This is a genomic window from Bacillus sp. 3G2 (genome assembly GCF_044324725.1).
Classification (GTDB): domain Bacteria; phylum Bacillota; class Bacilli; order Bacillales; family Bacillaceae_G; genus Bacillus_A; species Bacillus_A mobilis.
On sequence record NZ_CP172246.1, the window covers coordinates 3,264,860 to 3,285,499 of the forward strand.

The following is a 20,640-nucleotide window of genomic DNA, read 5'->3' on the forward strand; positions in this document are numbered from 1 at the left end:
ATACTTTCCCTATGTTATTAATATAGAAAACTATTTATTTTCTTTATCCCTCCTTTCCACATGTAACTTCCCTATTGTGTACGGTTCAACCAATAAAAAAAGCCATAAATTATTTAAAGGACACTTCTGTATCCCTAAATAAATTTATGGCTTATCTCAAACATCTCCGGCCTCGATTAACTTGTCGAAATTAATCATACCAAACCTATTAAAATTTGTGAATATTATTTTTTCAGTAAAATGAAGTATATAAAACAATGCTTCCGTAATTATTTAAAAACGACATAATAAATTACTCATTACCTCCTCCAGCATTACATCTGGATTTATCACCGCTTTTGCCGAACGCCATCCAATAAAGCCATCTGGTCTAATTAGTACAACTCCTTCATTCTCTATCCCATATAATTCACGAAAAACATTTTCTTGAGTAATAAAGTCTCCTCTTAAACCAACGCTGTAAACTTTTATATTTATTCCTAATTTAGATGAAACATCTTGTACACACTCGGTCAAATCGCGATTTTCTGCTCCAATAAGTAACACAAAATCATTTCCTAATAAATCAAGTATAGAAATTTCTTTTCCATCATATGTTCCCCAGAAATGTGGTGCTCGCGTTCCAGGCTTTCCGCTCAAATCTACGATATCCATTCTATGTGGAGTAGCTGAGTCATCTACTATCGCTTCAGAACGATACTGATACCCAACAGTTACAGCTAAACCATCCATATTATTCAAACTGCCTTCTTCTCTATTCGCAGCACGGAACAATAAACTACTCGCATAATCCGTCGTTAATTTTGCAACAGGATATCTCTCTTTATGATATGTTTCTAACAATTTTGGGTTTCCTTTTCCTTTTATAACAGCTGCTAATTTCCAAGCTAAGTTATGCGCATCTTGTATGCCTGTATTTGAACCAAATCCTCCAGTTGGTGGCATAATATGTGCTGAATCACCAACTAAAAAGATTCGATCATCTTGAAATTTTGTAGCAGTACTTTCAGTCGCTTCCCACGGTAAAACACTTACTATTTCTGCCTCAATATTTGTGCTTCCAATTGCGGTTTGAATAATTTGTTTACAGCGTTCTATAGTGAAATCTTCTGGTCGCTCTCCTTTTAATGGATCGTAGGATACATGGTAAATCCATCTTCTTTCATTATCAACTGGAATAAGTGCACCAAGAACTTCCGGATGAAGTACCATAGTAAAACCAAATGCATCACCTTGTATAAACTCACTTAAATCTGCTTCAAAATAAATATTCATATAATAGCCACCGATTGTACCGCGTCCCTCGGTACTTATCCCTAGCTGCTCACGTATTTTACTTTTTGCCCCATCTGCTGCAATTACATAGTCACAATGAATAATACTTTCTTCTTCCGTTTCACGATTCCGAATCGTTGCTATTATTCCTTGCTCATTTTGTTCATAAGAAACTAATTCATGATAAAAAGATAATTCTCCGCCTAATGATCTCGCTTCTTGTAACATCATATATTCTAAAATAATTTGATAACAAGCCGTTTGTTTTGATGGACTAATCTCTTCTATTTTTTGAAGTAACTTTTCATCGTTTCCATACTGAGTGGCCCTCATTTTTGCCAATTCTTCCTTATTTGCCTCAGCTATTGTATGAACCGCTATTCTTCCCCGACAATTTTCTAATGCTTTCCCCGCCGATCTAATTTTTTGTTCTAAACCTAATTCTCGAAATAACTCCATCGTACGAAAAGTGATTCCACCTGCTTTCGGATGAATTGCAGTAGACGAGTGCCTTTCAATCAGTAAATAATCAACGTTATGTTTTGCAAGGAATAACGCAGATGCTAACCCTGATAATCCTCCTCCAACAATTAAAACTGGTACGTAATTCGATTTCATATATTTACCCTCCCATCATTGTTCTGAGCTCAGTGATATAAATATAATCAAAAAAACAACAAAGATATAGACTTATATTTCATTTTAAATTATCATATAGATAGATTACGCCCCAAATTACTTTTACTTTTTCATACATCTATAATCTGCTTGAATTATGCGTGTATGAAAAAGTAAAACGAAACAACTCACTTTAGTAAACACTAAAATAATAAAAACATGATAAGCAGTCGTAACCCTATAAGTTATACAGGGGACGACTGCTTATTTTTTTAAACTTCAAGCCTTCTAGTATGTAACCCTTTTTTATCCCCTATCATTATCAACACATATAATTTCATTCGTCTCGATTTTCTTTCCCAATATTGCAGCTCATTCAACAATCATGTAGCATTACCGTATCGATGTAATGGTTCATCATCTTAAACCTTTCGACTAATTTTTTGGAGGTAAAGTGATTGAAATGAATAAACAAGAACAATTAAATGTTATAAAAAAAGATTTTATTGATTCTCAAAAAGTATTATTAGCAATTGGCGATGAAACACGTCAAGCTATTTTGTTCGTTCTCATGGAAACGGAATGTCAAACCGGATTACGTGTAGGCGAAATTACGAAAAAAACACACCTTTCTCGACCAGCGGTATCACATCACCTTAGAATTTTACGAGAAGCCGATATTATTTTAATGCGAAAAGAAGGCACAAAAAACTTTTATTATATTGATATACGTACAAAATTAGGTTTATTAAAAAATCTTGTATTAGATATTGAAAAGCTATTGCACAACTTTTATTGAGATTTGGAGGTATAAGAAATGAAAGCAATGATAATTGATAAATACGGGAAAGTTCCAATGCGTATAGCAGAGGTACCTACTCCTGAAATAAATGAGCATGAAGTGCTCGCAGAAATTCATGCAGCTAGTATTAACCCGATTGACTTTAAAATACGTGATGGAAAAGTGAAGATGTTACTTAAATATGAAATGCCCCTAATCCTTGGGAATGACTTTTCCGGTGTTATCGTAAAGGTTGGATCAAAAGTGACTCGTTTTAAAGTCGGCGATGAAATATATGCACGTCCAAGAAAAAATAAGATCGGCACTTTCGCAGAATATATAGCCATTCATGAGGATGATATAGCTTTAAAACCAAAAAATTTAAGTTTTGAGGAAGCGGCGTCGATTCCACTCGTTGGCTTAACATCATATCAAGCACTACATGACATTATGCACTTACAAAAAGGACAAAAGATTTTAATTCATGCTGGCTCTGGCGGGGTTGGCACTTTCGCAATTCAGTTAGCAAAAATAATGGGTGCTATCGTTACAACGACTGCTAGTGAAGCTGGTTCTGATTTAGTAAAGTCTCTTGGCGCAGATAAAATTATTAATTACAAAACAGAAAAATTTGAAGAAATGCTAAAAGATTATGATGCAGTATTTGATACAATCGGCGGTACAACACTTGAAAAATCATTCAACATTATAAAAAACGGCGGCAACATTGTTTCCGTTTCAGGAATGCCAAATGCTCGTTTCGGTAAAGAATTTGGTTCTGGATTTTTTAAAACACTCTTATTTTCATTAGCAAGTAGCAAACTTACTGCACTTGAAAAGAAGCATAATGCGCAATATTCATTTTTATTTATGAAGCCAAGCGGAGATCAATTACGTACTATCGCAAACTATATTGAAGCTGGTGAAATCAAACCGATAATCGATCGAGTTTTCCCTTTTGAAGATGCTCAAAAAGCAATGGAATATTCAGAGGCTGGAAGAGCAAAAGGAAAAATAATCGTAAAAATTAAGTAATAATAAAAACTCCATTTAAAAAAATGGAGTTTTTATATTTGCTGTTAAATAGACATAGTGCAGTGAAGTCCTTACAATAGATTGCAAGGGGAAATATCATATTATACTTTTAGCTAATTTTACAAAGAATACATACGTACAAATACATAATAAAAAATAAACAAGGAGGAGATACAATGACTAAAAAAAATGAAGCTGGTTGGAATTTAGATCATAGTTATACGACTTTACCACAATCATTTTATACAGAAATCCCCCCTACTCCCGTAAGTTCACCGGAGCTAATTAAACTAAATCATTCACTAGCAATATCTCTTGGCTTTAATCCTGAAGAATTGAAAAAAGAAGTTGAAATTGCAGTTTTCGCTGGTAATGCACTCCCAGAAGGAGCTCACCCATTAGCACAAGCGTATGCCGGTCATCAATTCGGACATTTTAATATGTTAGGCGACGGTCGTGCCCTTTTAATTGGCGAACAAATTACCCCTTCAGGTAAACGTTTTGACATTCAGCTAAAAGGTTCTGGCCCTACTCCGTATTCACGCCGCGGTGATGGTCGCGCTGCACTCGGTCCGATGCTACGTGAGTATATTATTAGTGAAGCAATGTATGCACTTGATATTCCGACTACTCGCAGTTTAGCAGTTGTCACAACTGGCGAGCCAACATATCGTGAAACAAAGTTACCTGGAGCAATTTTAACTAGAGTCGCTAGCAGTCATATACGTGTCGGCACATTTCAATATGCTGCAGCTCGTGGTTCTATCGAGGATCTTCAATCACTAGCTGACTATACAATAAACAGGCATTATCCAGAAATTGAAGCTCATGAAAACCGATATACTGCATTGCTACAAGAAGTCATAAAAAAACAAGCAAATCTCATCGCTAAATGGCAACTTGTTGGATTTATCCATGGCGTAATGAACACTGACAATATAACAATCAGTGGAGAAACAATTGATTACGGTCCTTGTGCATTTATGGATAATTACGACCAAGGAACTGTATTTAGCTCGATCGATACACAAGGTCGCTACGCATATGGGAATCAGCCATATATGGCCGCATGGGATCTGGCACGATTAGCAGAATCTTTAATACCGATTCTGCACGAAGATGAAGAAGAAGCATTAAAAATTGCTCAAGACGAAATTTCTAAATTTAGCGTACAGTATGAAAATCAGTGGTTCCTTGGAATGAAAAAGAAATTAGGACTATTTAGCAACGAGGAACAAGATCAATCACTTATTGAGCAACTTTTAAAAATGATGGAGAAATTTAAAGCAGATTACACAAATGCATTCCGTTCATTAACTCTTAATACGATCGAAAATACAGCTCTATTTGAAAGTCCTGAATTTAAAGAATGGTACAAACTATGGCAATCTCGATTAGAAAGACAAGAAGAATCGAAAGAAAACGCCTACGAAATGATGAAAAATAATAACCCTGCCATCATCCCAAGAAACCACCGCGTAGAAGAGGCACTAGAAGCAGCTGTCACAAATGGCGACTATAGCGTAATGGAGAAACTTCTTGAAGCGCTATCTAATCCTTATGCGTATGCTGCAGATCAAGAAGAATACTGCGTTCCACCTGCGCCTACGAATCGTCCTTATCGTACTTTTTGCGGGACTTGATGGCTTATATTTATAATCCGTATACTCATTTCCCTACACCACTTGAAATAGTGGTGTTTTTGTCGAAATTTTCCCCTTAATTTTCAAAATAACAGGAGGTTTTACAAAATATTACATAGAAGTATGTAGTATCGTAATTTCAGAGGTTAATCTCTCATTACGATCTTTGTTATTCTGTCTAAATTTATAAACGAATAACAAAATATATATCCTATAAGGAGAGATGCGATTTGAAAAGAAAAATTGGTACAACTATTTTAGGGCTATCAGTACTTAGTTTTGGTTTTTTGAATGTAAATATTGGGGATGGCGGAGTAGTAAAAGCAGATCATGGAAGACCACCTGTTTCTAAACAAGACAGTCATGCTGATCTACCAGCTCCTAAACAAGACAGTCATGCCGATTTCCCGGCTCCTAAGCAAGAAGGGCATGCTGATCTACCAGCTCCTAAGCAAGACAGTCATGCTGATCTACCAGCTCCTAAGCAAGACAGTCATGCTGATCTACCAGCTCCTAAGCAAGAAGGGCATGCCGATTTCCCGGCTCCTAAGCAAGAGGGACATGCTGATCTACCAATTCCTAAATTTGAAGATCATGGTGAACACATTTAAAAAAATCCCCTTCATGCATGAAGGGGATTTTTTTAGGTTCATATTTAATTTCTCACCTAAAAAATAAATACTATATAAGTTAAAACACCGAAATTTTCTCTTTTAAAAGAAAATTATTTATCAAGTGAATATTCGTTATTTTCACATATTTATATGATAACATTATAGACAAAACTCAATAGACTATTCTGAGGGGGGATTTTATGAATACCTTATTAACTGGAAGTACATACGCAACGAAACACTTAGAGGCATGGTATCACGCAATCTTAATTCAAAATGTTACAGAAGCACAAACCTGCTATCATGCAGCAACTCAAGAGCACAAAGAAATTCTTGTAAAAGAAGATAGTTTAAACTCATCTTACCATTTATTTTTTAACTTATTAAAATTCCGTTATGCAGTATTCACTGATGGACTATCCATTACAAAGGGTAGTTTTGATGCAATTGATGCTATTACTATCCCAGCTGATTTACAACTATCCTACTTATACAATTATTACAAAGCCATTTACTTTACTGCATTAAACAAATTTGAAAAAGCTGAGGATTATTTCGAAAAAGCAAAATCATCTTTAGCTAGCCTTTCTACTGTGGAACAGGCTGATTTCTATTACCGATATGCAGTATATCATTTTCAGATGCAGCAACCAAGCCAAGCCATCGTATATGCTACTAAGGCATTAGAAATTTTTCAAACATTAAATGAATGCGAAAGAAATATAACCTCCTGTTTAAGTGTACTAGGCGGATCTTATGTAGCAGTTGGTCATTATGAAAAAGCTGAGGAATTATACTATACAGCCATCGATATATTACAAAAAAACAACGAAGAGTCTTTACTTCTTCATGTACGAAATAACCTAGGTACACTCTATGCGAATAAAAACTTGTCAGAACAGGCCATTCGTCAACTTTCAGAAGTAATAGAAAAAATGCCAAAACACTTTAAGGCATTATTCTTACTTGCACAAGAAAATGGAAAACTAGGAAATATGGAGTTTGCAAATAAATACATTCAAACTGGTAAAGAAATTGTTTTACAACTAAACAATGAGGAATATAAACATCATTTTAATATTTTAGAAGCTATTATAAATAAATTTGAATTAGAACAATTAGAGCGAATTATACAAGAAGGAATTGACTATTTCAATGAAGAATCTTTATTCAGTTATACTTCTGATTATTGCGAGAAAATAGCCACTTTATATCACAAAAAGGAACTCTTCGAAAAAGCTAGTCAGTATTTTTACAGCAGTATTGAAGCTAAAAAAAAGAATGAAAGAAGGTTATGAAAATGAAGCAAACAATTGGTAAAATCGCTTTAGGTATTGCATTTACTGGTATTTTTTCTTATGGGTTAAATGTTAATCTGACAAGCCAAGCTGGACATGAACATTTCCCTGCACCACAAAAACCTGACTTTGTTCAATCCGTTGACGTAGGTAAAGACTATAACTCAACAACAGCTGAAAAAACACTTTAAAAAACGAAAGACCTTCAATTAAGAAGGTCTTTTTAAATACACTTATTTAGAATGTTTCCCTTTCAAGTAAACTGTATTTTCTCATCAACCCTGCAATCCCCCTACTCCCCTCACTACCAACTTTCTCAAGTTTTTCCACGACTAAATTTCGCCTCTCTACAGAATGATTTTGACTTAACTTCGCTTTTCCTTCTATTTTATTTATCTTTATTTTAAACCCAACTATTCCCTTACTTAATCCTGCCATATAATTCCGATCTACATCGTTTAGTGAGTACGTGCTCTTTGAATCTTCATATGTATGTACTAATTCTTGAAGAGAGTCAATTAATTCCTGTTCATCCTCAACAATTTCTAATTCACCGTATACATGTACTGCAACATAATTCCAGGTTGGTACTGCATTTTTTGTTTCATACCATGACGGAGAGATATAACTATGCGGTCCTTGAAAGATAGCTAGTACTTGCTGATTCCTAATATCTCTCCACTGCTCATTCGGCCGTGCGAAGTGACCATGTAACGTGAGTGTTTCCCTATTTAGCAACAACGGCAAATGCGTTGCATATGGTTCCCCGTTACGTTGAGAAAATAATGTCGCAAAGCTATTTTGTTCCATTATTTCGTACTTCATCTCTTCATCTTGTATTGCAAAATATTTTGGTATGTACATAAACTCCCTCTTTTCCGATCTTTTCTAATTTATTTCCTATTATATTTAGTAATCGCATCAATCAACAGGGACAGTTTGTCATTATTTTATAGTGGCAGCTTTCAATAAAAAAGAATAGGCCGCATGTACTCAATGCGACCTTAGTTTATTTTCCCCAATATATTTGTAATAAATGCCGTCTTACCTTCACTATAGCTCGCTCTATTTTTCGATTCTCTTGCTAACTCTTCCTTTAAACGTCCATATTCAACAGCAACATCTTCATGTTCACGAAGGTAATCCCGAAACACTATATGTCTTCTTAACTCTTCACTATTTTTGTCACACACATATAAATGATGTTCCATCCAAGCTGTATTTTCTTCACTCCACGGAACGAAAGCGTCCTTTCTGCCAAACGTCTCTCTTCCTTTGAAGCTCCAGTCTGCTTGATGGTAATACCCTATTGTTTCAAGTCTTTTTACTACTTCAAGAAAAATTCCGTACTCTTCTATTACTATATCAATATCTAATATTGGTTTTGATACAAGTCCTTTAACAGCTGTACTACCCACATGTTCAACGGACAAAACAAGTTCTTCCATTGCATTGTTAATAATAATTTGTAATTTATTAAATTCATTTTCCCATTTGATGTTATATTCTTCAATAGTAATTGTCTGTTTCAACGTATCCTTCTCCTCAAAAACAATTATAACCTCTGAATATGAGTATCCTTAAAATCCGTCTCATATTTTAGTCCATATCCAAACATTCGATCCATTCCAATATGCGCTGTCCATATTAAGCCAATCATTATAACGGTATCTACCTTAAAATATACACCTATGATAGCTATTACTATCGATATATTATATGTGTGAAAAATATTATAAATTTTAGCACCTACATGATTATTTATCCCATACGCCAACATTGATAAATCCGGAGCTAAAAGGAATACAAAAAATATAATCCAACTAAATTCATATATTGAATACAAATAAATTGCAGCTAACAAAACAACAAGCCCTTCAATATGTACAATACGTTTTTGCATTACTCATCATTCCTATTTTTCTATATTTACCGATACATTTTCATCACTAAAAGTATTCTTTGCATTTTTTGACCAGATGGTTGCTAAAATCGGCCCTGCAATATTATGCCATACTGCTGCTAATACACTTGGAAGTGCAGCTGCTGGTCCAAAATGTGCTGTTGCCAGCGCAACACCTAATCCTGAATTTTGCATTCCTACTTCTATTGAAATAGCTCTTCTTGTCCCTTCGTCTAGCCCAAGTACGAACGCTGTTATATATCCGAGTAAAAAGCCAAATGCATTATGGAGCATAACTGCAATAAAGATGAGAAGGCCTGAAGAAGTAATGCTACTTACATTGGCTGAAACAACTGCAGAAACTATAATGATAATTGCTACAACTGATATTAAAGGGATAACAGTCATTCCTTTCGTAACAGTTGTAGGGAAAAACTTCTTCACTACTAATCCTAAAATAATAGGTAGGATAATGACTTGTACGATAGAAAGAAACATAGACATAGCATTTACTGGCATCCATTGTCCTGCAAGTAATAATAAAATAAGAGGTGTAGCAATCGGTGCTAGTAACGTTGATAATGACGTCATTGCAATAGACAACGCTAAGTTCCCTTTTGCTAAATAAACCATAACATTTGATGCAGTGCCACCGGGTACCGAACCGAGTAACACTAATCCAGCTGCTAATTCAGCTGGCAGATTCATAACGTAGGCTATTACGTATGCGACAAGTGGCATAATAATAAACTGAGCACATACACCGATAATAACTGGCAATGGTTTTGTAGCAATGATTTTAAAATCAACAGCCTTTAATGTTAATCCCATCCCAAACATTACAACCCCGAGTAAAATTGTTATGTAACTAGTTAACCCGAGAAATGGTCCAGGAATGAAATATGCAATTGCTGCAATACAAATAACCCAAAATGCAAAATACTTTCCAGCTATATTACTTATCGCTTCTAGTACTTTCACCCCATCATCCCCTATCCTTCAACTGAAAAACTTTATTCGGATTCAAAATATTTTGCGGATCAAGAGCTTTCTTTATTTTTTCCATTACGAGTAATGCCGCCCCATGTTCTTCTTCTTGGTACTTCCGTTTTCCGATTCCAACGCCATGTTCTCCCGTACACGTCCCACCTCGTTTAAGAGCATATAAAACGATACTTTCATTTATTTCGTCGCCCTTTTCCACTTCTTCTTTATCGTTTGGATCTATCATTAAGAGCACGTGGAAATTCCCGTCTCCTACATGACCAAGAATACCGCCAACAAGGCCTACTTTATCTAACGTCTCTTTCGCATGTTGGATTGCGCCAGCTAATTCTGAAATTGGTACACATACGTCTGTACTCATAAGCTTTTTACCAGGATAGCTATGAACGTAAGAGTATGCTAGATTATGCCGTGCATCCCATAATTTATTTCTCGCCGCAGTTTCCGTTTCAAAAGCAACTTCTTTACATTTATGATCAAAAACAATTTCCTTCGTGAATTCAATATCTTGCTTTAGCCCAGCTTCATTGCCATGAAATTCTAAAAACAGTGTAGGTTCTTCTCTGTAACTTGTTTCATTATAATGATTTACTTGTTTCATAGATAATTCATCTACAAGTTCAATTCTCGCAATTGGAATACCCGCTTGTAGTATATTAATAACAGCTTCTACTGCATCATTTATAGTTGAAAACGATGCTCTCGCAGCCATAACATGTTCTGGTATGCCATATACTTTTAATGTTAACTCTGTAAAGCATCCGAGTGTCCCTTCTGATCCTACGAAAACACCATTTAAGTGGTAACCTGATGATGACTTCGCTGCTAAATTTCCCGTATGTATTACTTCCCCATCAGCAAGAACGACTTCTAAATCACGAACTTGATCACGCATTACCCCGTATTTAACCGCTGTCGTTCCGCTCGCATTTGTGGCAGCCATTCCACCTAACGTTGCATCTGCTCCTGGGTCTACACTAAAAAATAATCCATACTTTTTCAATTCTTTATTAAGTTGAGAGCGAGTCACTCCCGGCTGTACTTTCACTAGAAAATCTTTCTCTCTTATTTCGAGTATTTTATTCATAAGCGAAAAATCCATTGTAATTCCTTTTTCATATGGAATGACATGTCCTTCTAAGCTAGAACCTACCCCAAAAGGAACGACAGGTTTTTTATGCTCACTCGCTACTTTCATTAATCTACTAACCTCTTCAGTCGTTTTCGGAAAAACTACTACATCAGGTAAACTACTAGCATGATAAGATTCATCTTTACTATGTAACTCTCTTACTGTCGTATTTACAACTACTCGATCTTCGGGAAGTACACCCTTTAATTCATTTACTAAACGCTCTACCGTTATTTCCATCGTATACTCGCCTACTTCCTATAAATTCGAATTACAAAATATGTTAACTTATTTCATACATAATAATCCGAAAAATTAAATAATTCAAGTTTTATACATATAAAATTTGATTCCTACTGTCGAATAAACAAAAAGAACTTGCAATAACTATTGCAAGTTCTTTTCTAGAAAACTATATTTTAAATGACTTCTTTATTAACAGCATAAACCAAATTAAAGTAACTGCCATCAATGAATGAGAAAACCCAACAATATAAGTTAACCCTTTAAAGTCCGCTCCATTTAGCTGAAGAAGCCCTCTTGCAGCCAATGAACCTAACATTAAAATTAATGCGATATTATGTACAACAAACCACTTATTAAAACTTTTCGCTTCATGAAACGCGAATACTTTTGCTAATCCTAAAGCAATTAAAAAGAAGAAAAAGCCAAGTACAAGTGTATGTGTATGCAAAAGATTTAACAAAGTAGATCCTACAATCCCCTTATACTTTCCATACTCCCTAGCGAAAATTCCGGATAATAAACCGATAATCAAATACGTAAACGATGCATTATATAATTTTTTCATTATGTACCTCCTTGAGTAGAATGTGTAGTGTGTCATATTTAGTAATAATGATAGTTATATAGTAAAAACTCCTAGTTACCTAGGAGTTATTGTATAAGCATCTCACTCTTTACAATCAATCCTAATTATAAAATATCTCTTTATACAAAACAAACGAACTTTATGTGAACAAGCAGGACTCTATTAAAATATGTTGCGATTTCGTATTAGGCAATCCATACTAATTATTATAAATGTTAAAGGTGGTGCAATGGATTGATAGTTCTTGAAACTGAACGACTCGTTCTTCGCTGGTTTCATATAAAAGACGCTCCATTTATTCTTGAATTAGTAAACGATCCTGCATGGATTCAGTTTATTGGTGATAAAAGGATTAAAAACTTAGACGATGCAAAAAAATACATCTTAAATGGACCAGTTGATATGTATAATAAAATGGGCTTTGGTCTTTACTTAGTAGAGCGAAAAGAAGATTTCACTCCACTTGGTATGTGCGGTCTTATTAAAAGAGATTCATTAAAAGATGTTGATATCGGCTTTGCCTTTTTAGAGAAATTCCGTTCAAAAGGGTATGGCTTTGAATCCGCTTCTGCTGTAATAGACTACGGTGTACAAAAGCTCGGTCTGAAACGAATTGTAGCAATTACTACTATCGATAACATCAATTCAGGAAAGCTTTTAGAAAAAATAGGATTGCAGTTCGAAAAGATAGTTTCAGACTCTGGAGAAGATTTAAAGTTATTTGGGTATAACGTGTAAAAAAGGTCGCCATTCATGGCGACCTTTTTTACGCGTTATACTATAGTTTGCATCAATTCTTGTAATTACCAATATACCTTTCACATCACATTTTTGGTACTTTATAGAAATAAATCTTCCACTTGCGAATAAATTATATTAATATATTAAATAAAGGAAGTGAGAATAAATGGAACAACATGATATTAATTCTTTAGAACAACCACTATTTTTTCTAGTTCTTCAATTCATTGCATTTATATTAATCATTTGTATCGTATATGGAATCTTGTACAATACAGTATTGAAATTAAATATGCCTAAATGGACTGCACATATGGTAGCTACCGTATTTTCCATTGGTATCGCCTATCAAGCTTTTATAAATTTCATTTGAAATTTTTGTATAACGCATAAAAAAAGGTCGCCACTCACGGCGACCTTTTTACTATTTCACTTCTACCGTATAATTCCCTGTTCCACCGCCATACTGATACACATGCAAATAATATTTTCCTGGATACGTGTAGTAACTTCCTACTAGCTTATTCCCTTCTTGCTGGGCATACGTAACATAATTATTTAAATCTGCTTCTGAATAAAGAACCCAGTTTACTCCGATATTATTTTCCTTCGTTACATTAATTTGTAGGTTTTTCGCCGTTTCTATATTAATTTCAAAATAATCACTCGTGTCACCATTTCCTAAACTAGCACGTAAAACTTGATTTAATTGCAATTTATTCGCTGTCTGGAATGAGTTATTTGGCTCTTTTTCTACACTGTTATCTTCTTTCTTTTGAACCATTACATTCGTTGTAACCGTATTTGTTAATCCTTTGTCATCTGTTACTGTTAATTTTGCCGTATATGTTCCTTCTTTTGTATACACGTGAGTCGGATTTTGTTCATTACTTACAGTACCATCACCAAACTCCCATTTATAAGCAACAATTTTTCCATCTTCATCTTTTGATCCATCGCTTTTAAACGAAATTGCTTCATTTATATTTCCGCTATATGGACCATTTATAACCGCAACTGGTGCTTTATTCACAGCACCTTCTTCTGTATTAATACCGTGGAATACAACATCATATTCAAATTGTCCAGATGCATTCACACGATAATTTACAAAATACGCTGTTACTGTTTTATAGCCTGTCCATTCTTTTGCACTTAAACGTTTTAACGTATCATTCACGTTTTGTGTAATTGTTTTCCAGTCTTCATATTCCCCTTTTGCAGTAGTACCTGTATACGTTCCTTGTAGTGTAAATGTATTAAAGAACTGTGATTTATTTTTCTTAACTGATACATTACTTAATTTTGCTTCTGCTGTAATTTCTGCCGCAATATCTGAAACTGGTTTTGGTGCATGAGTTGCTAAATAATCATTTGATACTAATGGAACATTATATTTCTCACGGTTATCGACTAACATTTGCATATAATCTTGATACTCTTTATTTAAATTCGCATCTTTACTTAAAGCAGAACGGTATGCATCATATGCTGTTACATCATTTTTTCTAATAAGATCATGAATTTTGTCAAACATATCATATCTCTTATTGTACATGTAAGATTGTAAAGCGAAGGAATAATTATAGAAATCCCAAGTTCCATACTTTGCATTTAACGTTCGCTCTGCCGTATAACGTTCTGCTGGATTTGAAGATATCCCTCCTATAATACTCTTTCTCGGTACAACATTATCTGTTCTCGTTGCCCCTGCAAAAAACTCCGCATTCCCTTCTTCAAACCAAGATAGTCTCTCATTCTCATACATCTTACCTTGTCCCCAAAGTCCTGGTACTTCATATCTACCCTGCAAGTAATGCGTGAACTCGTGTCGGAACAATTCTTCTAAACTATAAATACTTTCTTCTGGCGTACGCTCATAAGTAAAGAACGTACCTGTTCCTTCTATATAAAGGCCACCGTTATTCGTTTCATATCCGTATAATTGACGATTAAATTGATACTCAGCTGGACTATTATAAATAACCATCGTTAATACATCATCAGGATTTCCTTTTTCTAAAGGTTGATCACTTTCAACCGTACGATGGAATTGTGCCTTCACTTCTTTTGCCGCCCAATATAGACGTTTTACTTTTTCTTCTGTCACTTTATCTCCAGCTTTTAAAACAATTGCACCATCATCAAACGTGTACGTTTTCGGCAAATATTTTTTCTTCCCATCTTCTCGTATTTGATCTAAATTAACAACATTTCCATTTGCATCTTTCCCGCCATAATTCGTCGCGATTTGCTCAGCCGCTACGAAATATTGCTCTCCTAAATACGGATACATTTTCATCGCGTCTGTTACAACTTGCAATCCTTTCGTTCCTGTACTATGGAACGTACCAAGTCTACCCGTATAATAAATACCATTATTAATTAACCAACCATTCTTCGCCGTCACCGTTCCAATTAAGGCAAAACGACTTAATTCATTAATATAGCTATCAATTTTTTGGTACCATACTGTATCTTTCGGTGCCTTTCTCGTATCGTACAAATACGATTGAATGTCGTAATCCACACCTTGCATAATATCGTAAATCGCATTTCCAGCTGAAAGATTTTCTACCAATGTAGAAAAATTATCGTTATATTGTTTAAAAATCTTTGCAGCTGATGTTATCGTTTCCACATCACTCGAAGCATTTCCTATTAATTTTCCGTATGATGATACAACTCTATTTTGTTCTAACGTACCGAGTTTGAAATTCGAGTTATTCGCAATCGTTTTTAATGCAGGCAAGCATTTATCATGATAGCTCCGCTCATTTAGTTTACTTAATTCTGTATGATAAAATCCTAAATAAAATCCTGATCGTAATACCTCTACTAAAGTTTCAATCCCTTTTGAATCATCCTTCGTATAGGCTTGTCCTTGCTGCCTCAATTTATCAATAATTGCCTGCATCCTACTATCATTTTGATAGAATGCAAGGCTATCCTTATTAAATTGAAATAGACCCGTAATTTGCTCCCAATCAATTGTTACAAGTAAATCTACTAACTGCTGATTGCTTAATTGATTTAATTCAGCAATTGTATAAGTTTTCGCTGCAGCTAATTGCTTACTTTCTTTTTTCACTTCAGGCGGTCTTTGCGACAAATCAGCAAATTGTAGCCTTTTCTCAAAAGACTTATTTTCAAGCACTTTTGATGAATGAGCTAATTCTTGCACTGGTAATTGTACACCAACTGGCTCCATTTTGAGCACATTCCGATAAGAAACTTGCTCTCCCTTTGTACTTTCTGCCAATGTGCTCCCTTGGAAACTCCCTAACATTAAACTAGCAAAACTTACCCCTACTAACACTTTTTTTGAATAGCCTTTCATGCTCTCCCCTACCTTACATTTTTTAGTGTCCCGCACCATTATTTTACTATTCTTACTTTTTATTCTGTATTGAGAAAAAATAAGGGAACGTTCACACACGTATCCATGCCTAGCAAAATTAACACTTGACTTTATGTGAATTTTATATCAAAAAAAGATAGATAATAGCGAAATTCCTGCTACATCTATCCTCGTTTTCAACGCTATGATTTTAACTTTATAAACGTAACTTCCGGTAATGTTTGCATATGCTGAATAAATTCATTCTTTTCTTCTGACGATATATTTTTCAGCTGCATCCCTACCTTATAAACTATTTCTGTACCTTGCTGTAAAGCTTCTACTTCATATGAAAGTATTGGAATACCTTTCACTTGTAGTGTTTCTACTATTTGTTGTACCGCTTCATGTTTATTTATACACATTTGCACTGTTATATTTTGCGGAAATAAAAATTGCACCTTAAAAATACGACTCACAATCTCTAAACCAATTAAAACGAGAATCGTCGCTCCAATCCCTACTACATACATGCCAGCACCAATTGCTAATCCAATTCCGGCTGTAGCCCATAGACCAGCTGCTGTCGTTAATCCTTTCACCGCCTGCTTTTGTATAATAATTGTACCTGCACCTAAAAACCCTACACCACTAACAACTTGCGCTGCAATACGGCTCGGATCAAGAGCCATATGTTCCTCATTCATAATATCTGAAAAGGCATATTTTGAAACGACCATTATTAAAGCACTTCCTACCGCTACTAGGAAATGTGTTTTTAATCCCGCCTCTTTTGATCGAATTTCCCTTTCAATACCAATTATTGCTCCTAACAAACCCGCAACACCGATTCGTATAATTAGATCAACATCTACACTCACGAGTCCTTCCCCCTTTCGTTCATTATAGATAGATAAAACAAAAATTATCACACACATCTATTTATCGATATAAAAGCATTTCATTAAAATACACTTAATATCCCAGGTGATTTATGTTAATATTTTTAATATTAACATAAATTGAATTCAACCTACTTTTTATACGAAAAATCATAAACTGTACTTTCCATTTAAAAACGAGATATGGATTGCATAAAATGAGGTTGAGAAAGTTTAGAAAACGCTTTCATTTTGTATCATAATTTTTTAAAATACTACATAAATAAAGGGGATTACCAACAATGAACGTCTCTTTACTAACACCTACTACCGATTTACAAGAAGAATACTTAGATTTTTATAAAGAATGGAAAAATAGTGGTGAAACGATGATTCCATGGGTTATCTCAAAAGATCCATCTAATTTCACGGCAATGATTCAAGAACTTCACGATGCGCATAACGGCATAAATCTTCCTGAATCTTGGGTACCAGACTCTACATATTGGCTCGTCACAGATGAAAATAAAATTGTAGGGGCTGTTAATATACGTCATAGTTTAACCGAACATTTATTTAACGCTGGAGGTCATATTGGTTATGGCATTCGCCCTTCTGAAAGAAGAAAAGGTTATGCTACGAAGTTATTAGAATTATCGCTAGAAAAAACGAAGGAATTAAACATCGAGAAAGTACTTGTCGTTTGCGACGAAGTGAATACTGCTTCTGAAAAAACAATTTTACATAACGGTGGACTTCGTGATGATGATTTCACTGAAGAAGATGGAAATGTAGTAAGAAGGTTTTGGATTGAGCTATGAAAAAGTCATCCAATGAAAATAATCTTATTATAGAGAAATATAGTAGAAGTAACGAGCTAAAAGTAAAACTACTTATTGATTTATATAATGAAGACTCTTATCTATTTAACTTATTACGAGATAGTAAAACAAAATGTGCGTATGTTGCCTGCTATAAAAAAGATGTAGTAGGCATCTTTTTCACCTGGAGCAGTAGCTTCCATCCATACTGCACATACTTTCGAATATATACGAACCCTTTCTATTCAGAGCTACACATAGAACAATTTTTATTAAACGAGATTCTAAAACGAGAAAACTTCGAATTACCATTACAAACCTCTATATGGGAAACATCTGCTCATTTAAAAGCCTATTATGAAGAACATAATTTTACGGAAATCCGAAGAACTTATATGCCAATACTAGACGTACAAAAAATCATCCCTATCGATACAATGCTTCATTCAAATTATGATGTACAAAGCTTATCAAACATCTTGTCCAATAATAGCTTCTTTGAAAAGCTAGCTCACTTAGTAAAAACGAATTATGAGGATACTCACTTAGCAAATCCGGTTGCCTCATTCCCGCTCAAAGCTTGGAAAGAACAGATCTTAGCTGATGACGCATTACTAAATGGGAGCTTTGTAATAATAGATGAAGAGAATGAAATTATTGCGTACTCTTTCCTCCATACATCAGAAAAGGATACTACAGTAGAACTAGGATGGGGCGGGACTCACACTACAGAAAATTTATCCTTACTGAAACTTCTCGTTTTCAAACAAGCTATGTATGCAAGTAAACACGGTTATTCTTTCATTCAAGGTGAATTCGATTCAACGAGTATACATGCAATGGAAATATTAAAATCCTTTCCTTTCAATCCTTGTGCTACTTGGATTACATATCAAAAAGAAGCCGGAAAGTGATTATACACCTTCCGACTTCTTTTATTCTGCTTCTATTTCAAACTGCACTGTAATACCGCTAGGATCCACTACTGTAAATCCGTTTGTATTTTCGTTTATTTTATGTTGTTTTTCTATTAATCTTTCTTTCACTTCATCTAACGCTTCTTTATGCGGTAATACAATTGTATACACTTTAAGTCCAGTTGCATGTGCGGGTGGGTGTGGATTATTTACGCCGTTCCACGTATTTGCACCTATATGGTGATGATATCCTCCTGCTGAAATGAATAAGCAGTCATCTTCGCGTTGTTGCACTTCAAATCCTACTGTCTCTACATAAAACTCATGTGACTTCTCTACATCAGCTATTCGTAAATGTACGTGCCCAACGACAGTATTAGCAGGTAATCCATCAGCCTCATAATCAACGAGTGTTGCCAGTTCTTTTAAATCTAGCGGCGTACTTCCTCCTGGTCCTTCTCCCCATTGATCACGCGGACGGTCTGCGTAAATTTCAATACCATTTCCCTCTAAATCTTGTAAATAAAACGCTTCGCTATACGTATGATCACTTGCACTATTAAACCTTGAGATTGGTAAAATTTCATTAGAATATGTATAACGCCCTTCTTGTTCAGCTGGGCTATCAATTACATTCTTGTTACGAATCACCCCAAATAAAGCCGAAGCAAAGGCTTCACGAGTCGGAACTAAAAAGGCTACATGATATATACCAGTCGTACGTGGCTCTTGCAGTACCCCATCCTCTAACTTTTCAAGAACAAGTAACGTGTTCTTTCCACCTTGTCCTGATAAATATGCTTTATTCCCCTCTTGTTTAATTACTTCTAGGCCTACTACACTCTCATAAAAAGCAATTTGGCGCTCTAAATCTTGCACTTTAAATTCAACATGGCCAATACGTGTTTGCGGATGAATTTGTATCATGAATAACTCCCTCTCTATTTCCCTTTATTTTTTATATTAGTTGATAGGTGATAGCACCATTCAACGAACACACCTTAATTTTGTTTTTTCGTAGCATCAACTTTTAGCCATTTTTTCGATATCTCACTTAATGTGCCATCTTGCTCTAACTCTTTTAATGCTTCATTTATATTTTCCAACTTTTCGCTCTTTTTAGCAAATGGAAATGCAATCTCTCCCCATTCAAGTGGGCCAAATCCAATTTTAATATTATCTAGTTTTGCTTTTGTAATTGTCGTTTCTACTTGAACTTTATCATTATAATAAGCATCGACACGACCAAGTCCTACTTCATTTAATTCGGCTGTCGGATCTTCTGAGAATGTTTTAATTGTAAAAGCATTATTTTTATTTAATGCTTTTAACTCCTGCTCTCCTGCTGTACCAAGTCCAACACCTACAGTCTTACCTTTTAGATCTTCTAACGATTTAATTGTATGGTTATCTTTCTTCACCGCAAAAACAGATCCTGAGTACACGTATGGAATTGAAAAATCATATTTCTTTTTCCTTTCCGGAGAAACTGATAGTTCATTTGCAATTGTATCAATACGACCTGAATCTAATAAACCGAATAACCCCTCAAAATCAGAAACATTCCATTCTACTTTATACCCAGCTTTTTTAGCAGCCGCTTCAATAATTTCAGCATCAAAACCTTTTACGTTCTCGCCTTCTTTAAATATAAATGGACTACGCCCTGCAGAAGTCCCAACTTTCACTACTTTTTCATCTTTCTTGTTACTTGCTGTGTCCGAACCGCAAGCAGACAAAACTCCAACTGATAAAGTTAATGCTAGTGTTAATAATAATGACGATTTTCTCATAACTCTTCCTC

General features: G+C 34.9%; 21 protein-coding genes. 10 read left to right on the forward strand and 11 right to left on the reverse strand.

Annotated features, from left to right (window positions below):
- Nucleotides 1–273 precede the first annotated feature (273 nt).
- Nucleotides 274–1,893: an FAD-dependent oxidoreductase gene (locus ACHZK0_RS16775; RefSeq protein WP_395760719.1), complete on the reverse strand. Its 1,620-nt coding sequence runs from the start codon at nucleotides 1,891–1,893 to the stop codon at nucleotides 274–276.
- A gap of 454 nt (nucleotides 1,894–2,347) precedes the next feature.
- Between ACHZK0_RS16775 and ACHZK0_RS16780 the strand changes: the two genes are divergently transcribed.
- From ACHZK0_RS16780 to ACHZK0_RS16805, 6 genes are all read left to right on the forward strand, one after another.
- Nucleotides 2,348–2,692 carry an ArsR/SmtB family transcription factor gene (locus ACHZK0_RS16780; RefSeq protein WP_377919403.1) on the forward strand — a complete coding sequence of 115 codons (345 nt, stop codon included), beginning with the start codon at nucleotides 2,348–2,350 and terminating at the stop codon, nucleotides 2,690–2,692.
- A gap of 18 nt (nucleotides 2,693–2,710) precedes the next feature.
- Nucleotides 2,711–3,709, forward strand: a complete 999-nt coding sequence (locus tag ACHZK0_RS16785; RefSeq protein WP_395760720.1) for an NADP-dependent oxidoreductase — start codon at nucleotides 2,711–2,713, stop codon at nucleotides 3,707–3,709.
- Nucleotides 3,710–3,885: 176 nt separating this feature from the next.
- Nucleotides 3,886–5,352: a protein adenylyltransferase SelO gene (locus ACHZK0_RS16790; protein WP_395760721.1), complete on the forward strand. Its 1,467-nt coding sequence runs from the start codon at nucleotides 3,886–3,888 to the stop codon at nucleotides 5,350–5,352.
- A gap of 230 nt (nucleotides 5,353–5,582) precedes the next feature.
- The gene (locus ACHZK0_RS16795) at nucleotides 5,583–5,963 is read left to right on the forward strand and encodes a hypothetical protein (RefSeq protein ID WP_395760722.1); all 381 of its coding nucleotides are present in this window, start codon (nucleotides 5,583–5,585) and stop codon (nucleotides 5,961–5,963) included.
- Nucleotides 5,964–6,166: 203 nt separating this feature from the next.
- Nucleotides 6,167–7,264, forward strand: coding sequence for a tetratricopeptide repeat protein (locus tag ACHZK0_RS16800; RefSeq protein ID WP_270716846.1), 1,098 nt, complete (start codon nucleotides 6,167–6,169; stop codon nucleotides 7,262–7,264).
- 2 nt (nucleotides 7,265–7,266) lie between these two features.
- The gene (locus ACHZK0_RS16805; protein ID WP_270716848.1) at nucleotides 7,267–7,455 is read left to right on the forward strand and encodes a hypothetical protein; all 189 of its coding nucleotides are present in this window, start codon (nucleotides 7,267–7,269) and stop codon (nucleotides 7,453–7,455) included.
- A 46-nt stretch (nucleotides 7,456–7,501) separates the two neighbouring features.
- Here ACHZK0_RS16805 and ACHZK0_RS16810 read toward each other — a convergent pair whose 3' ends face one another.
- From ACHZK0_RS16810 to ACHZK0_RS16835, 6 genes are all read right to left on the reverse strand, one after another.
- Complete coding sequence (locus ACHZK0_RS16810) at nucleotides 7,502–8,128, reverse strand: FMN-binding negative transcriptional regulator (protein WP_395760723.1); 627 nt, start codon at nucleotides 8,126–8,128, stop codon at nucleotides 7,502–7,504.
- A 140-nt stretch (nucleotides 8,129–8,268) separates the two neighbouring features.
- The gene (locus ACHZK0_RS16815; protein WP_395760724.1) at nucleotides 8,269–8,796 is read right to left on the reverse strand and encodes a GrpB family protein; all 528 of its coding nucleotides are present in this window, start codon (nucleotides 8,794–8,796) and stop codon (nucleotides 8,269–8,271) included.
- Nucleotides 8,797–8,819: 23 nt separating this feature from the next.
- Entirely contained in the window at nucleotides 8,820–9,167 is a 348-nt protein-coding gene (locus ACHZK0_RS16820) for a DUF4260 domain-containing protein (protein WP_270607520.1), read from the reverse strand.
- A gap of 12 nt (nucleotides 9,168–9,179) precedes the next feature.
- Nucleotides 9,180–10,148 (reverse strand): bile acid:sodium symporter family protein, encoded by a 969-nt coding sequence (locus tag ACHZK0_RS16825; RefSeq protein WP_395760725.1) that lies wholly within the window; start codon nucleotides 10,146–10,148, stop codon nucleotides 9,180–9,182.
- A 4-nt stretch (nucleotides 10,149–10,152) separates the two neighbouring features.
- Nucleotides 10,153–11,544 (reverse strand): FAD-binding oxidoreductase, encoded by a 1,392-nt coding sequence (locus tag ACHZK0_RS16830; protein ID WP_270607516.1) that lies wholly within the window; start codon nucleotides 11,542–11,544, stop codon nucleotides 10,153–10,155.
- Nucleotides 11,545–11,716: 172 nt separating this feature from the next.
- Entirely contained in the window at nucleotides 11,717–12,115 is a 399-nt protein-coding gene (locus ACHZK0_RS16835) for a DUF2871 family protein (RefSeq protein ID WP_000737904.1), read from the reverse strand.
- Between the two features lie 255 nt (nucleotides 12,116–12,370).
- On the opposite strand from ACHZK0_RS16835, the gene ACHZK0_RS16840 reads away from it, so the two are divergent.
- Nucleotides 12,371–12,874 (forward strand): GNAT family N-acetyltransferase, encoded by a 504-nt coding sequence (locus ACHZK0_RS16840; protein WP_395760726.1) that lies wholly within the window; start codon nucleotides 12,371–12,373, stop codon nucleotides 12,872–12,874.
- Between the two features lie 169 nt (nucleotides 12,875–13,043).
- Complete coding sequence (locus ACHZK0_RS16845) at nucleotides 13,044–13,250, forward strand: hypothetical protein (RefSeq protein ID WP_270607512.1); 207 nt, start codon at nucleotides 13,044–13,046, stop codon at nucleotides 13,248–13,250.
- Between the two features lie 51 nt (nucleotides 13,251–13,301).
- On the opposite strand, the gene colA is transcribed toward ACHZK0_RS16845, so the two are convergent.
- Together colA and ACHZK0_RS16855 are read right to left on the reverse strand one after the other, a co-directional pair.
- Complete coding sequence (gene colA / locus ACHZK0_RS16850; RefSeq protein WP_262741613.1) at nucleotides 13,302–16,217, reverse strand: collagenase ColA; 2,916 nt, start codon at nucleotides 16,215–16,217, stop codon at nucleotides 13,302–13,304.
- Nucleotides 16,218–16,420: 203 nt separating this feature from the next.
- Complete coding sequence (locus ACHZK0_RS16855; RefSeq protein ID WP_097819537.1) at nucleotides 16,421–17,098, reverse strand: MgtC/SapB family protein; 678 nt, start codon at nucleotides 17,096–17,098, stop codon at nucleotides 16,421–16,423.
- Between the two features lie 302 nt (nucleotides 17,099–17,400).
- On the opposite strand from ACHZK0_RS16855, the gene ACHZK0_RS16860 reads away from it, so the two are divergent.
- Both ACHZK0_RS16860 and ACHZK0_RS16865 read left to right on the forward strand, forming a co-directional pair.
- On the forward strand, nucleotides 17,401–17,919 hold the full coding sequence (locus ACHZK0_RS16860) for a GNAT family N-acetyltransferase (protein ID WP_262741612.1): 519 nt from the start codon (nucleotides 17,401–17,403) through the stop codon (nucleotides 17,917–17,919).
- Nucleotides 17,916–18,833 (forward strand): GNAT family acetyltransferase, encoded by a 918-nt coding sequence (locus ACHZK0_RS16865; protein WP_395760727.1) that lies wholly within the window; start codon nucleotides 17,916–17,918, stop codon nucleotides 18,831–18,833. Before ACHZK0_RS16860 ends, ACHZK0_RS16865 begins: the two co-directional genes overlap by 4 nt.
- Before the next feature lie 21 nt (nucleotides 18,834–18,854).
- Here the strand turns inward: ACHZK0_RS16865 and ACHZK0_RS16870 are convergent, their stop codons facing one another.
- Nucleotides 18,855–19,763: a VOC family protein gene (locus ACHZK0_RS16870; protein ID WP_262741610.1), complete on the reverse strand. Its 909-nt coding sequence runs from the start codon at nucleotides 19,761–19,763 to the stop codon at nucleotides 18,855–18,857.
- Between the two features lie 74 nt (nucleotides 19,764–19,837).
- Nucleotides 19,838–20,629 (reverse strand): amino acid ABC transporter substrate-binding protein, encoded by a 792-nt coding sequence (locus ACHZK0_RS16875; protein WP_395760728.1) that lies wholly within the window; start codon nucleotides 20,627–20,629, stop codon nucleotides 19,838–19,840.
- Between the last annotated feature and the right edge of the window lie 11 nt (nucleotides 20,630–20,640).

Excerpts from the sequence above, each read along its gene's own strand:
- ACHZK0_RS16775 (WP_395760719.1), bottom strand. The coding sequence starts at position 1,893 with ATGAAATCGAATTACGTACCAGTTTTAATTGTTGGAGGAGGATTATCA.
- ACHZK0_RS16785 (WP_395760720.1), top strand. The coding sequence starts at position 2,711 with ATGAAAGCAATGATAATTGATAAATACGGGAAAGTTCCAATGCGTATA.
- ACHZK0_RS16790 (WP_395760721.1), top strand. The coding sequence starts at position 3,886 with ATGACTAAAAAAAATGAAGCTGGTTGGAATTTAGATCATAGTTATACG.
- ACHZK0_RS16800 (WP_270716846.1), top strand. The coding sequence starts at position 6,167 with ATGAATACCTTATTAACTGGAAGTACATACGCAACGAAACACTTAGAG.
- ACHZK0_RS16805 (WP_270716848.1), top strand. The coding sequence starts at position 7,267 with ATGAAGCAAACAATTGGTAAAATCGCTTTAGGTATTGCATTTACTGGT.
- ACHZK0_RS16810 (WP_395760723.1), bottom strand. The coding sequence starts at position 8,128 with ATGTACATACCAAAATATTTTGCAATACAAGATGAAGAGATGAAGTAC.
- ACHZK0_RS16820 (WP_270607520.1), bottom strand. The coding sequence starts at position 9,167 with ATGCAAAAACGTATTGTACATATTGAAGGGCTTGTTGTTTTGTTAGCT.
- ACHZK0_RS16830 (WP_270607516.1), bottom strand. The coding sequence starts at position 11,544 with ATGGAAATAACGGTAGAGCGTTTAGTAAATGAATTAAAGGGTGTACTT.
- ACHZK0_RS16835 (WP_000737904.1), bottom strand. The coding sequence starts at position 12,115 with ATGAAAAAATTATATAATGCATCGTTTACGTATTTGATTATCGGTTTA.
- ACHZK0_RS16845 (WP_270607512.1), top strand. The coding sequence starts at position 13,044 with ATGGAACAACATGATATTAATTCTTTAGAACAACCACTATTTTTTCTA.
- colA (WP_262741613.1), bottom strand. The coding sequence starts at position 16,217 with ATGAAAGGCTATTCAAAAAAAGTGTTAGTAGGGGTAAGTTTTGCTAGT.
- ACHZK0_RS16860 (WP_262741612.1), top strand. The coding sequence starts at position 17,401 with ATGAACGTCTCTTTACTAACACCTACTACCGATTTACAAGAAGAATAC.
- ACHZK0_RS16865 (WP_395760727.1), top strand. The coding sequence starts at position 17,916 with ATGAAAAAGTCATCCAATGAAAATAATCTTATTATAGAGAAATATAGT.
- ACHZK0_RS16870 (WP_262741610.1), bottom strand. The coding sequence starts at position 19,763 with ATGATACAAATTCATCCGCAAACACGTATTGGCCATGTTGAATTTAAA.
- ACHZK0_RS16875 (WP_395760728.1), bottom strand. The coding sequence starts at position 20,629 with ATGAGAAAATCGTCATTATTATTAACACTAGCATTAACTTTATCAGTT.